12 protein-coding genes and 1 pseudogene are annotated in these 12,667 nt (G+C 71.1%); 6 read left to right on the top strand and 7 right to left on the bottom strand.

The genetic code is table 11. The annotated features are described in order from the left end of the window. Positions 1-91: 91 nt before the first annotated feature. Positions 92-1,867: an arginine--tRNA ligase gene (argS, locus tag ACE4Q9_RS14555; RefSeq protein ID WP_397987216.1), complete on the bottom strand. Its 1,776-nt coding sequence runs from the start codon at positions 1,865-1,867 to the stop codon at positions 92-94. 210 nt (positions 1,868-2,077) lie between these two features. Here argS and lysS point away from each other — a divergent pair, with 210 nt between their 5' ends. Next, on the top strand, positions 2,078-3,847 hold the full coding sequence (lysS, locus tag ACE4Q9_RS14550; protein WP_397984659.1) for a lysine--tRNA ligase: 1,770 nt from the start codon (positions 2,078-2,080) through the stop codon (positions 3,845-3,847). A gap of 50 nt (positions 3,848-3,897) precedes the next feature. Here the strand turns inward: lysS and ACE4Q9_RS14545 are convergent, their stop codons facing one another. The 3 genes from ACE4Q9_RS14545 to ACE4Q9_RS14535 all read right to left on the bottom strand — a co-directional run bounded on the left by ACE4Q9_RS14545 (position 3,898) and on the right by ACE4Q9_RS14535 (position 7,143). Continuing rightward, positions 3,898-5,214 carry a DUF2637 domain-containing protein gene (locus ACE4Q9_RS14545; protein WP_397987215.1) on the bottom strand — a complete coding sequence of 439 codons (1,317 nt, stop codon included), beginning with the start codon at positions 5,212-5,214 and terminating at the stop codon, positions 3,898-3,900. A 118-nt stretch (positions 5,215-5,332) separates the two neighbouring features. Continuing rightward, positions 5,333-6,196 carry a DUF3558 domain-containing protein gene (locus ACE4Q9_RS14540; RefSeq protein WP_397984658.1) on the bottom strand — a complete coding sequence of 288 codons (864 nt, stop codon included), beginning with the start codon at positions 6,194-6,196 and terminating at the stop codon, positions 5,333-5,335. Positions 6,197-6,324: 128 nt separating this feature from the next. Then, positions 6,325-7,143, bottom strand: a complete 819-nt coding sequence (locus ACE4Q9_RS14535; RefSeq protein ID WP_397984657.1) for a DUF3558 domain-containing protein — start codon at positions 7,141-7,143, stop codon at positions 6,325-6,327. Between the two features lie 257 nt (positions 7,144-7,400). On the opposite strand from ACE4Q9_RS14535, the gene ACE4Q9_RS14530 reads away from it, so the two are divergent. The 3 genes from ACE4Q9_RS14530 (at position 7,401) to ACE4Q9_RS14520 (ending at position 9,339) form a co-directional block, all read left to right on the top strand. Next, entirely contained in the window at positions 7,401-8,594 is a 1,194-nt protein-coding gene (locus tag ACE4Q9_RS14530; protein WP_397984656.1) for an RtcB family protein, read from the top strand. A 152-nt stretch (positions 8,595-8,746) separates the two neighbouring features. After that, positions 8,747-9,037, top strand: coding sequence for a hypothetical protein (locus ACE4Q9_RS14525; protein ID WP_397984655.1), 291 nt, complete (start codon positions 8,747-8,749; stop codon positions 9,035-9,037). Beyond that, complete coding sequence (locus ACE4Q9_RS14520) at positions 9,025-9,339, top strand: hypothetical protein (RefSeq protein WP_397984654.1); 315 nt, start codon at positions 9,025-9,027, stop codon at positions 9,337-9,339. The genes ACE4Q9_RS14525 and ACE4Q9_RS14520 overlap by 13 nt, the downstream gene beginning before the upstream one ends. Positions 9,340-9,349: 10 nt before the next feature. Here the strand turns inward: ACE4Q9_RS14520 and ACE4Q9_RS14515 are convergent, their stop codons facing one another. The 3 genes from ACE4Q9_RS14515 to ACE4Q9_RS14505 are packed head-to-tail and all read right to left on the bottom strand — an operon-like array spanning position 9,350 to position 10,696. Then, entirely contained in the window at positions 9,350-9,529 is a 180-nt protein-coding gene (locus ACE4Q9_RS14515; protein WP_397984653.1) for a hypothetical protein, read from the bottom strand. Further along, positions 9,529-10,305, bottom strand: a complete 777-nt coding sequence (locus tag ACE4Q9_RS14510; RefSeq protein WP_397984652.1) for an SDR family NAD(P)-dependent oxidoreductase — start codon at positions 10,303-10,305, stop codon at positions 9,529-9,531. The genes ACE4Q9_RS14515 and ACE4Q9_RS14510 overlap by 1 nt, the downstream gene beginning before the upstream one ends. Before the next feature lie 49 nt (positions 10,306-10,354). Beyond that, the gene (locus tag ACE4Q9_RS14505) at positions 10,355-10,696 is read right to left on the bottom strand and encodes a YnfA family protein (protein ID WP_397984651.1); all 342 of its coding nucleotides are present in this window, start codon (positions 10,694-10,696) and stop codon (positions 10,355-10,357) included. 105 nt (positions 10,697-10,801) lie between these two features. On the opposite strand from ACE4Q9_RS14505, the pseudogene ACE4Q9_RS14500 reads away from it, so the two are divergent. Both ACE4Q9_RS14500 and ACE4Q9_RS14495 read left to right on the top strand, forming a co-directional pair. Further along, positions 10,802-11,912: pseudogene (locus tag ACE4Q9_RS14500) on the top strand (LLM class flavin-dependent oxidoreductase). Further along, positions 11,909-12,574 carry an FMN reductase gene (locus ACE4Q9_RS14495; RefSeq protein ID WP_397984650.1) on the top strand — a complete coding sequence of 222 codons (666 nt, stop codon included), beginning with the start codon at positions 11,909-11,911 and terminating at the stop codon, positions 12,572-12,574. Before ACE4Q9_RS14500 ends, ACE4Q9_RS14495 begins: the two are co-directional and overlap by 4 nt. The last annotated feature ends 93 nt before the right edge of the window (positions 12,575-12,667 follow it).

Genomic DNA, 12,667 nt, shown 5'->3' with positions numbered 1-12,667 from the left:
AGCTGCGGTCCTAGTTGTACGGGTACCCGGTCGCGCGGCGGGATGTGCCGCGCGACCAGGGGCGCACCTCAGCGGAACGCCGGCCCGTCGGTCAGAGCTTCTCCGGGGTCCTGATGCCCAGCAGGGCCATGCCCCGGTGGAGGGTGCGGGCCGTCACGTCGCACAGGAAGAGGCGGTTCTCCACCTGGGCCGGCGTCTCGGCCTTCAGGACCGGGCACTTGTCGTAGAAGGTCGTGTAGAGCGAGGCCAGCTGGTACAGGTACGCGGCCAGCTTGTGCGGGGCGTACTCGGCGGCCGCCTCCGCCACCAGCTCCGCGAAGGCGTCCGCGTGCAGACCCAGCGCGCGCTCGGCGTCGTGCAGCGCCAGCTCCGGGTGCGCGGCGGGGCGGGTGTCGCCGGCCTTGCGGAGGATGGACCGGATACGGGCGTAGGCGTACTGGAGGTAGACGGACGTGTCGCCGTTGAGCGAGACCATCTGGTCCAGGTCGAACTTGTAGTCGCGGTTCGCCGACGTCGACAGGTCCGCGTACTTCACCGCGCCGATGCCCACCTGGGCGCCGCGCTCGGCGATCTCCTCCTCCGAGAGGTCCTGGGCCTTCTCCCGGACCACGGCCGAGGCGCGGTCGATGGCCTCGTCGAGGAGGTCGACCAGGCGGACCGTCTCGCCCGCGCGCGTCTTGAACGGCTTGCCGTCCTTGCCCAGCACCGTGCCGAAGGCGAGCTGGACGGCGGTCACGTCGTCGTTCAGCCAGCCGGCCCGGCGCGCGGTCTCGAAGACCATGCGGAAGTGCAGGGCCTGGCGGGCGTCCACCACGTACAGCAGGGTGTCGGCCTTGAGGTTGAAGACGCGGTCGCGGATCGCCGAGAGGTCGGTGGCCGCGTAGCCGTAACCCCCGTCGGACTTCTGGACGATCAGCGGGACCGGGTTGCCCTCGGGGCCCTGGATGTCGTCGAAGAAGACGCACAGCGCGCCCTCGGAGCGGACCGCGACGCCGGACTCCTCCAGGAGGCGGCAGGTCTCGGCCAGCATGTCGTTGTACCCCGACTCGCCGACGATGTCCGCGTCCCGGATCTCCATGTCCAGCTTCTCGAAGACGGAGAAGAAGTAGATCTTCGATTCGTCCACGAACTTCTGCCAGATGGCGAGCGTGTGCGGGTCGCCGGCCTGGAGGTCGACCACCCGGCGGCGGGCGCGGGTCTTGAACTCCTCGTCGGAGTCGAAGAGTTTGCGCGCGGTCTTGTAGAGGCGGTCCAGGTTGGACATCGCCTCCTCGCCGGAGGCCGCGGTGTCCTCGGTGGACGCCTTGTGGTCCAGCTCGTGCGGGTGCTCGTCCAGGTACTGGATGAGCATGCCGAACTGGGTGCCCCAGTCGCCGATGTGGTGGCGGCGGATCACGGTCTCGCCGGTGAACTCCAGCAGCTGGACGACGGAGTCGCCGATCACCGCGGAGCGCAGGTGGCCGACGTGCATCTCCTTGGCCACGTTCGGCTGGGCGTAGTCGATCACCGTGGTGCCCGGCTCGGGGGCGTACGGCACGCCGAGGCGGCCGGTCTCGTCCGCGTACCGCGCGGCGAGGTTCTCGGTGATCGCCCGGTCGGCGACGGTGATGTTGAGGAAGCCGGGGCCCGAGACCTCGACGTCCTCGATCACCGCACCCGTGGTCACCTGGGAGACGACCTGCGTGGCCAGCTCCCGCGGGTTCGCCTTGGCCTTCTTGGCGAGGGCCAGGATGCCGTTGGCCTGGAAATCGGCCCGGTCACTTCGTCGCAGCAGCGGGTCCGCGCCGGCGGCCTCCGGCAGGGTGGCCGTGAGGGCGGACGCGAGCTGCTGCCGGACGGAGTCGCTGAGGGACGTGACCGAGGCCATAGGTGAGGTGCCGTTCTCCTCGTGGGGATGGATCGTCACGCCCAGTATCCCACGGGGGCCCAAACGAATTTTCCGGTCCGCCGGTGAACGGGGGGCCCGGTGAGCGCGTCCCACGCGTTGAAAAGGCGTTTTCGCGGAAGTGGTCCCGGCTGGGACAATGGAGCGGTCAGCCGTGCGACCGTCACGGCTGCCCGATGGAGAAAGAAGGACGTGCCGATCGTGGCTCAGAGCACCGAGACCACCGACTGGGTCTCCCGTTTCGCGGATGAGGTCATCGAGGAGTCGGAGCGCCGGGCCCCGGGCAAACCGGTCGTCGTCGCGTCCGGGCTCTCCCCGTCGGGCCCCATCCACCTGGGCAACCTGCGCGAGGTCATGACCCCGCACCTGGTCGCCGACGAGATCCGCCGCCGCGGGCACCAGGTCCGGCACCTGATCTCCTGGGACGACTACGACCGTTACCGTAAGGTCCCCGCGGGCGTCGCGGGTGTGGACGAGTCCTGGGCCGAGCACATCGGCAAGCCGCTGACCTCGGTGCCGGCCCCGAAGGGCTCGTCGTACCCGAACTGGGCGGAGCACTTCAAGGCCGCGATGGTCGAGTCGCTGGCCGAGATGGGCGTCGAGTTCGACGGCATCAGCCAGACCGCGCAGTACACCTCGGGCGTCTACCGCGAGCAGATCCTGCACGCGATGCGGCACCGAGGCGACATCGACGCGATCCTCGCCCAGTACCGCACCAAGCCCAAGGCCAAGAAGCAGCAGCAGAAGGCCGTGGACGAGGCCGAGCTGGAGGCCGAGGAGGGCTCCGGCGCCGCGGCCGAGGACGACGGCTCCGCGGGCGGCGCCGGGTACTTCCCGTACAAGCCGTACTGCGGCAACTGCGAGAAGGACCTGACGACGGTCACCTCGTACGACGACGACACCACCGAGCTGTCGTACACCTGCAACGAGTGCGGGTTCACGGAGACCGTCCGGCTGAGCGAGTTCAACCGCGGCAAGCTGGTCTGGAAGGTCGACTGGCCGATGCGCTGGGCCTACGAGGGCGTGATCTTCGAGCCGAGCGGGGTCGACCACTCCTCTCCGGGGTCGTCCTTCCAGGTGGGCGGGCAGATCGTCGGCATCTTCGGCGGCGAGCAGCCCATCGGCCCGATGTACGCGTTCGTCGGCATCTCCGGCATGGCCAAGATGTCGTCCTCGCGCGGCGGCGTGCCCACCCCGGCGGACGCGCTGAAGATCATGGAGCCGCAGCTGCTGCGCTGGCTGTACGCCCGGCGCCGGCCCAACCAGTCCTTCAAGATCGCCTTCGACCAGGAGATCCAGCGGCTCTACGACGAGTGGGACAAGCTCGCCGCCAAGGTCGCTGGGGGCAACTCCCAGGCTATTGGCTCTGGGGGAGGCTCCGCGCTGCCGGGTGACGTGGCCGCGTACACCCGCGCGGTCGGCACGGCGGCCGGCGAGCTGCCGAAGACGCCGCGCCCGCTGCCGTACCGCACGCTGGCGTCCGTCGCCGACATCACGGCCGGGCACGAGGACCAGGCCCTGCGGATCCTCTCCGAGCTGGACCCGCAGCGCCCGCTGTCCTCGCTGGCCGAGGCCCGGCCGCGGTACGACAAGGCCGAGGCCTGGATCAACACGCACGTGCCCGCCGACCAGCGGACCATCGTGCGCGAGGAGCCGGACGCCGAGCTGCTGAAGTCGCTGGACGAGGCGTCCCAGCGGTCGCTGCGGCTGCTGCTCGACGGCCTCGCCGAGCACTGGTCGCTGGACGGCCTGACACACCTCGTCTACGGCGTGCCGAAGGTGCAGGCCGGGTTCTCGGCGGACGCGACGCCCAAGGAGCTGCCGCCGGAGATCAAGACCGCCCAGCGGACGTTCTTCGCGCTGCTGTACCAGCTGCTGGTGGGCCGGGACACCGGTCCCCGGCTGCCCACGCTGCTGCTCGCGGTGGGACAGGAGCGGGTGCGGACGCTGCTCGGCCAGTGATCCGCGTATGAGTGAGGGGCTCTCCTGCGGGAGGGCCCCTCACTCATGTGTCAGGCGATGTGGTCCTCCTCCAGCTCCACCTCGTGGCGCTGCTGGAAGCGGGCGGCGAGGGACTTCAGCTCGGCGGGGCTGAGCTGGGTGCCGTAGGTCGCCTGGATGTTCTCGCCCAGGATGTGGGGCGTGGGGTAACTGCCGTCTATCGACTGCCGGAAGACCTGGTAGAAGGCGTCCTCGTCCGGTTCGGCGGCGGGGGTGCCGCCGCCCTCGCCCAGTTCGCGGGTGCGGTGCGGGCCCACCGGGATGGGGAAGCTGCCGGTCTCCTCGGGGGAGGACTGCTGGAAGCGCTCCGGGGGCTGGCCCTCGTACCAGTCCTCGTACTGCTCCTCGGGGTCGTACTGGGGGTCCGGGGGCGGCTCGAAGGAGGGGTCGTAACCGCCGTGGTACTCGACCTCCCGGGGCGCCTGGAACCAGGGGCTCGCCTCCTCCGGCGCGGGGGGCTGGGGGGCCGGGGCGGCGGCCGGGGCCGGGGCGGTGGGCGCGGGGGCGGGTGCCGGGCCGGTGGTGACCGGCCGGGCGGCCGGTTCCGCGGTGGCGGCCGGCGCCGGGGCGGTCCCCGCCGCCACCGGCACCGCGTCCGCCGCCGGTGCCGCCGCGGTCCCCGCGGTCAGTGCCGGGGCCGGGGCGGCCGGGGACAGGAGCACCGGCTCGATCCCCGCGGCCAGCAGGCCGGACGGGGCGGTCTCGGCGAGCGGGACGCCGTAGCGCGCCAGGCGCAGCGGCATCAGGGACTCCACCGGGGCCTTGCGGCGCCAGGCGCGGCCGAAGCGGGAGCGCAGCCGGGCCTGGTAGACGAGACGTTCCTGCTCCAGCTTGATCACCTGCTCGTAGGAGCGCAGCTCCCAGAGCTTCATGCGGCGCCACAGCAGGAACGTGGGCAGCGGGGAGAGCAGCCAGCGGGTGAGCCGGACGCCCTCCATGTGCTTGTCGGCCGTGATGTCCGCGATCCGGCCGACGGCGTGCCGGGCCGCCTCGACGGCGACGACGAACAGGATCGGGATCACCGCGTGCATGCCGACGCCGAGCGGGTCGGGCCAGGCGGTGGCGCCGTTGAACGCGATCGTCGCCGCCGTCAGCAGCCAGGCAGCCTGGCGCAGCAGCGGGAAGGGGATGCGGATCCAGGTCAGCAGCAGGTCCAGGGCCAGCAGGACGCAGATACCCGCGTCGATGCCGACCGGGAACACGTAGGCGAAGTTCCCGAAGCCCTTTTTCAGGGCCAGCTCACGGACGGCCGCGTACGAACCGGCGAAGCCGATGCCCGCGATGATCAGGGCACCGCCCACGACCACGCCGATGAGTATCCGGTGCATCCGAGTCAGCTGCGGTGGCGCGGCCACTCGTACTCCCCTCCCATTGCCTGTCGTTGCGCGCAACAGGGTGGCACACGCGTGCGACGCATGTGGCGCCGGTCGGCGTAAGCCCGTTCGGTCAGCTCTTTTTGGCGGACGCGGACGGGGAGGGCTTGCCGGACGGTTTCGTGGACGGGCTCCCGGACGGACTACCGGACGAACTGCCGGATCCGGAACCGCTGTTGGCCGCGGAAACCGAGTTCACGGCCTCCTTGAGGGCCTTCTGCGCGGAGGTGGCCAGGTCGTCGGCGTCCGGGGTCTTGTCGCCCGCGAGACCCGCGCCGTTGAAGTCGAGGGTGACGACGACGTTCTCCACCCGCGCCACCAGGGTCTCCTGCTTGAAGAGACCCTCCTTCTTCTGCAGGTCGTAGCGCACAGACGTCGCCTCGTCGCCGGTGCCGGACACCGCGGCGACCTTGGCGTTCTTCGCGCCGCTCACCGACTGGGCGTCCTTGACCTGGTTGGCGAAGTACTCGTGCGCCTGGGTGTTCGCCGCACCGCGGGTGGCGTCCGAGTCGAAGCGCAGCAGGGAGATGTTCAGCCAGCGGAACTGGGAGCCCTTGACGCCGTTGTTGCTCAGGCTGCTCCAGGAGCAGGAGCCGCGCGAGGACGGTTCGTCCGAACTGCCCTTCTTGCCCGAGCTGTCGGCCTTCGGCACCATGTCGCCCAGGGTCTTCTTCGACAGCGCCTTGCAGGCGTCGGGCAGCGTCCTGTACGCCGCCGGCGCCACCGCCGGGGAGGAACTGGCGGACGGCGCGGCGCTGTCGCCCGCCGGGCTGGAGGCGCTGGTGGAGCCGCTCTTGGGCTTGGAATCGCCGGAGTCCGAGGAGCAGGCCGCGGTGATCAGTACCGCGGGGAGTGCCGCCGCGCAGACAAGGGCACGGCGCAGCCGCCTGTTTCGCTGTTCCAGCCGGGCACGGTCGTCTCGCTTGACTCGCTGCATGGTTCCTTCACTCATGACGCTCGGTGTTCGTGCGGGTTCCTGCGGGGCCCCACCGTACGCGGTGAAGGAGCTGTGCGGTTGCCGTCCGGGACCTTTGCGGCCGGGTGCGCGCGGAGTGCGCGAGCGGATCAGCTGCCCAGCGCGTCGTCCAGCTTGGCGGCCAGATTCCGGGCCTTGTCCTGCATTTCCTTGCTGTCGGGGGCCGCGCCCGCGGCCATCGGCTGCTCCTCGTACTGGATGGTGACGACGACGTTGGACGTGCGGAACACCACAGTCACCGTCCGCTGCGCGGCGGTCGCACCGGACGTGCCGAGCTTGTCGTCGAGGTACGCCTCGTCACCGAGGTCGGAGAGGGTGCGCGGCTGGAGATCGGGGCCCGGCGCGCCCGAGGGGGAGTCCGAGGCGGAGGAGGTGCCGTTCGGGGAGTCGCCGGGCGAGGGGGTGTCCGAGGGCGAGGGGCCGTCGCTCTGGCTGGGCGAGGGCGAGGTGTCGCTCGCGGCGGACAGACCGGCGGCCGACTCCTTCTGCTCGAACAGCTCCCGCGCCTGGTCGTCGTCGCTGACCGTGTTGTCGTACGACACGACGCGCTCCAGGTCGACCGAGAGGCGGTCGGTGGCGTCGGCGGAGGGGACCTTCCAGCGGCAGCCGACCTTGCGGTCGGTGTCGTACGTCAGCTCCGCCTCGCCCTGGTACGCCTTGTCCCGCTGGTCGGGGTCCGCGATCTGTTTGATGCCGGGCAGCAGCGCGTCCAGGGTGCTGTGGCTCACCGCGCCGCAGGGCTCGGGGAGGGTGCGGTAGCGGCCGGGCTGGGCCGCGGCGGCGGCGGTTCCGGCGTCGCCGGGGTTGGCGTCGTCCGCCGCCCCGCCGCCGCCCGAGCCGCCGGAGCAGCCCGCGAGCAGCGCCGCGAGCAGGGCGGCGGTGCCGGTTACGTACGCCTTCCGCTGCACGGGCGGGCTCCTTCCGACGGCTGCGCTCCGAGGATGCGCGCGATGGTCGCCTCAGTGTCCCCGCTGGTTATTCGCTTGCCGCGGCGGGGGCTGGCCTGGAGACAATGTGTATCGCACGCGCCACCGTGGATGCCGGTCCGCGGTCCCCTTTCGCCGCTCTGGGCGCTGTTTTTCCTTTTTGCTGCTTTTGATCCCTTTATCGCTGTTCTTGTTGTTCCAGTTGTTCTTGTTGTCGAGTCCGGGGGGACGAGGAAGTCATGTCGTACGTGGAGATGCCGGGCGCGCGGGTGCCGATCCGGATGTGGGCCGACCCGGCCACGGTCGAGGACGGCGCCCTGCGCCAGCTCCAGAACGTGGCGACGCTGCCGTGGATCAAGGGCCTGGCCGTGATGCCGGACGTGCACTACGGCAAGGGCGCCACGGTCGGCTCGGTGATCGCGATGCGGGACGCGGTGTGCCCGGCTGCGGTCGGGGTGGACATCGGCTGCGGGATGTCCGCGGTGAAGACCTCGCTGACCGCCGGCGACCTGCCGGGCGACCTGTCCCGGCTGCGCTCGAAGATCGAGCAGGCCATCCCGGTGGGCCGCGGCATGCATGACGACCCGGTCGACCCCGGCGGCTTCCACGGCCTGCCGACCAGCGGCTGGGACGAGTTCTGGGGGCGGTTCCGCGGGGTCGCCGAGGCGGTCCACTTCCGCCAGGAGCGCGCCACCAGGCAGATGGGCACGCTCGGCAGCGGCAACCACTTCGTGGAGGTCTGTACCGACACCACCGGCGCGGTCTGGCTGATGCTGCACTCCGGGTCCCGCAACATCGGCAAGGAGCTGGCCGAGTACCACATCGGCGTGGCCCAGAAGCTCCCGCACAACCAGGGCCTGGTCGACCGCGACCTCGCCGTGTTCGTCGCGGACACCCCGCAGATGGCGGCGTACCGCAACGACCTGTTCTGGGCGCAGGAGTACGCGAAATACAACCGCACCCTGATGATGGCGCTCCTGAAGGACGTGATCCGCAAGGAGTTCAAGAAGGCCAAGCCGCTGTTCGAGCCGGAGATCTCCTGCCACCACAACTACGTGGCCGAGGAGCGGTACGACGGCATGGACCTGCTGGTCACCCGCAAGGGCGCGATCCGGGCCGGCTCCGGCGACCTCGGCATCATTCCGGGCTCCATGGGCACCGGCTCGTACATCGTCAGGGGCCTGGGCAACGACAGCTCCTTCAACTCCGCCTCGCACGGCGCGGGCCGGCGCATGAGCCGCAACGCGGCCAAGCGGCGCTACACCGCCAAGGACCTGGAGGAGCAGACGCGGGGCGTGGAGTGCCGCAAGGACTCCGGTGTGGTGGACGAGATCCCGGGCGCCTACAAGTCCATCGACCAGGTCATCGACCAGCAGCGGGACCTGGTGGAGGTCGTGGCGAAGCTGAAGCAGGTCGTCTGCGTCAAGGGCTGAGGACGGCGGCCGCCGGGGCGGGGGCTCGGGGCGGCGGGCGTCGGAGGGGGCCGGAACCATACCGGTCCCCTCCGCTGTCCTCAGGTGCGGGCACCGACGCGGGCATCAACCGCGCGGCAGTTTCACGGGAACTCTCTGGGGAGGGACGGCCGATGAACCGAGTGCGCAGAGGCGGGGCGATCCGGGCCGCGGGTCTGGTGGTGATCGTGGCGGGCCTGCTGGTGGGCTGCTCGCAGAAGTACGACGACGAACGCGGCAAGGGTGACGCGCCGGTGCAGGGGCGGGCGGGGGACAACACGCCCGCCGAGGTCTACAACATGCCCGACGGCTTCGGGAACCTGGCCACCAAGTGCGTGGGGCACGGATTCCGGGCGTATGTGACGACGAACGCCAGCGGACCGTCGAACGTGCAGATCGTGGAGGACAAGGCATGCGCCGGCTGAGCGCGCGCCTCGCCGTGGCGGGGGTCTGCGCGGCGCTGCTGCTCAGCGGCTGCTCCCGGCAGCACTACGAGGAGCGCGGCAAGGCGGACGCCCCGGTGGCGGGCCGCGCCGGGGAGGACTCGCCCGCCGAGGTCTACAACTTCCCCGACGGGTTCGGCAACCTCGCCACCAAGTGCGTCGGCGCGGGCAAGCGGGCGTACGCCACCACCAAGTACGTGCGGCAGAAGGACGACGACGACGTCGAGATCATCCCGGCGAACGCGGTGATCGTCGACGACCCGGGGTGCCGGGCGGCCCGCTGACCCGGTGCGTCTACTTGCCGTGCCGCACGGCGTAGATCATGACGAACGCCACGAGGTGGATGCCGAAGAGGAAGTAGGCGAGGAAGTACCAGACCTTGCGCTCGTCCCGCTGCTCCCGGGCGAGGCGGCGCTGGTCGAACTCCTCGCCGGGGGTGAGGGGTGCGGGCGCGCCGGCGGTCTCCTCGGCCATCACAGCTCCCGGTGGACCTTCGTATTGGACGCCTGGGCGCGCGGGCGGACCACCAGGAGGTCGATGTTGACGTGGCTGGGCCGGGTCACCGCCCAGGTGATCGTCTCGGCCACGTCGTCCGCGGTCAGCGGCTCGGCCACGCCCGCGTAGACCTTCTCCGCCTTCTCCGCGTCGCCGCCGAAGCGGGTCAGTGCGAACTCCTCGGTCCTGACCATGCCGGGCGCGATCTCCACGACGCGCACCGGGCGGCCGACGATCTCCAGGCGGAGGGTCTCGGCGAGCACATGGGCGCCGTGCTTGGCGGCGACGTAGCCCGCGCCGCCCTCGTACGTCGCGTGTCCGGCGGTGGAGGAGACCACGACCACGACGCCGTCGCCGCTCGCCTCCAGCTTGGGCAGCAGGGCCTGGGTGAGGTTCAGGGTGCCGATGACGTTCGTCTCGTACATCGTGCGCCAGTCGGCCGGGTCGCCGGTGGCCACCGGGTCGGCGCCGAGCGCGCCGCCCGCGTTGTTCACCAGGACGCCGATGGTCGTGAAGGCCGTCGCGAACTCGTCCACGGCCGCGCGGTCCGTCACGTCCAGCGGGTACGCCGTCGCCGCGTGACCCGCCGCGTTGATCTCCTCCGCCAGGGCCTCGATACGGTCCTTGCGGCGGGCGGTGAGCACCACGCGGTAGCCGGCGGCGGCGAGCTGCCGGGCCGTCGAGGCGCCGATGCCGCTGCTCGCACCGGTGACGACGGCGATGCGGGAGGCGGCGGACGGGGCGGTCGTGGCCATGGGCTGCTCCTCGGGTGTGACGGTCGGCTCCGTCCAATGTAGGCGAGGCTCAGCCGCCGTTCCTCGGGGCCCACATGATCAGCGCCATTCCGCCGAGGCAGACGAGCGCCCCGGCGATGTCCCAGCGGTCGGGCCGGTAACCGTCCGCGATCACGCCCCACAGCAGCGAGCCCGCCACGAAGATCCCGCCGTACGCCGCGAGGATGCGCCCGAAGTGCGCGTCCGGCTGGAAGGTGGCGACGAAGCCGTACGCCCCGAGCGCGAGCACCCCGCCGGCCGCCCACAGCCACCCGCGCTGCTCCCGTACCCCCTGCCAGACCAGCCAGGCCCCGCCGATCTCGAAGATCGCGGCGAGGACGAAGAGGGCGGCGGAACGGAGGATCGTCGTCATGGCGGCAGCTTGGCACGACGGGGGGCCGGTGCCGGAATATCCGGGCGCGGGGTACCGTTGGCCTGCATGTAGTTGAACAATCAACCACTTGGAGGGTGAGCGGCCATGCAGTTCGGGATCTTCACGGTCGGTGACGTCACGCCGGACCCCACCACGGGGCGGGCGCCGACCGAGCGCGAGCGGATCAAGGCCATGGTCGCCATCGCGCTGAAGGCCGAGGAGGTCGGCCTGGACGTCTTCGCGACCGGCGAGCACCACAACCCGCCGTTCGTGCCCTCGTCCCCGACCACGATGCTCGGCTACATCGCCGCGCGCACCGAGAACCTGATCCTCTCCACGTCCACCACGCTGATCACCACCAACGACCCGGTGAAGATCGCGGAGGACTACGCGATGCTCCAGCATCTGGCCGACGGCCGCGTCGACCTGATGATGGGCCGCGGCAACACCGGGCCGGTCTACCCCTGGTTCGGCAAGGACATCCGCCGGGGCATCGACCTCGCCATCGAGAACTACGCCCCTGCTGCGCCGGCTGTGGCGCGAGGACGTCGTCGACTGGGAGGGCACGTTCCGCACCCCGCTCCAGGGCTTCACCTCCACCCCGCGGCCCTTGGACGGCGTGCCGCCGTTCGTCTGGCACGGCTCCATCCGCTCCCCGGAGATCGCCGAGCAGGCCGCGTACTACGGCGACGGCTTCTTCCACAACAACATCTTCTGGCCGGCCGAGCACACCCGGCGGATGGTCGAGCTGTACCGGGCGCGCTACGCCCACTACGGCCACGGCACCCCCGAACAGGCGATCGTCGGCCTCGGCGGCCAGGCGTTCATGCGCCGCAACTCGCAGGACGCGGTGCGCGAGTTCCGGCCGTACTTCGACAACGCCCCGGTGTACGGCCACGGCCCCTCGCTGGAGGACTTCACCGAGCAGACCCCGCTCACGGTGGGCTCCCCGCAGCAGGTGATCGAGCGGACCCTGGCGTTCCGCGAGACCGTCGGCGACTACCAGCGCCAGCTGTTCCTGATGGACCACGCCGGGCTGCCGCTGAAGACCGTCCTGGAACAGCTGGACCTGCTCGGCGAGGAGGTCGTGCCGGTGCTGCGCGCGGAGTTCGCGAAGGGCCGCCCGGCCGGGGTGCCGAAGGCGCCGACCCACCGGGCGCTGCTGGCCGCGAAGGAAGAGAACGACACGCACGAGAAGCAGGAGAGTGCCGCATGAAGCTCGTCGTCGTATCGGCGGGACTGAGCGTCCCCTCGTCCACCCGGCTGCTGGCCGACCGGCTCGCCGCGGCGGTGGCGGACCGGACGCCCGTGGACCTGCGGGTGATCGAGCTGCGCGACCTCGCCGTCGCGATCGCGCACCACCTCACCAGCGGCTTTCCGGGCAAGGCGCTCGCCGCCGCGCAGGACGCGGTGACGGGGGCCGACGGGCTGATCGTCGTCACGCCGGTGTTCAGCGCGTCGTACAGCGGGCTGTTCAAGTCCTTCTTCGACGTGCTCGGCAGGGACGCGCTGGCCGGCAAGCCGGTGCTGATCGCCGCGACCGGGGGCACGGCCCGGCACTCCCTGGTCCTCGACCACGCCCTGCGTCCCCTCTTCTCCCACCTGCGGGCCGTCGTCGTACCGACCGGTGTCTACGCCGCCTCGCAGGACTGGGGCGCGGAGGGCCTGCCGGAGCGGATCGAGCGCGCGGCACAGGAACTGGCCGCGCTGATGCCGAAGACGGAGCGGCCGAAGGAGGCGGGCGTCATCCCCTTCGCCGAACAGCCGGCGGCACTGCCAGCTCCCGGAAACGGCGCGGGGAACCGCGTGATCAGCCACAACGGTGCCGCGCCCGACGGTGAAGGGATCACCGGACCGCTTCCCCACCCCGTTCGGTGAGAAGACGGTAGGCGAGCCGCACCCGTTGCCCGCCCCATGGTGAGAGCGCGGTAAAAAGGGTGATCGTAGGCCCAGCCTCCCCCGCCGAACCGC

Source organism: Streptomyces sp. AM6-12 (assembly GCF_044327085.1).
Lineage (GTDB): Bacteria > Actinomycetota > Actinomycetes > Streptomycetales > Streptomycetaceae > Streptomyces.
The sequence above is the reverse complement of the archived record's forward strand: the minus strand, read 5'-3'. Positions and strand labels throughout refer to the sequence as shown.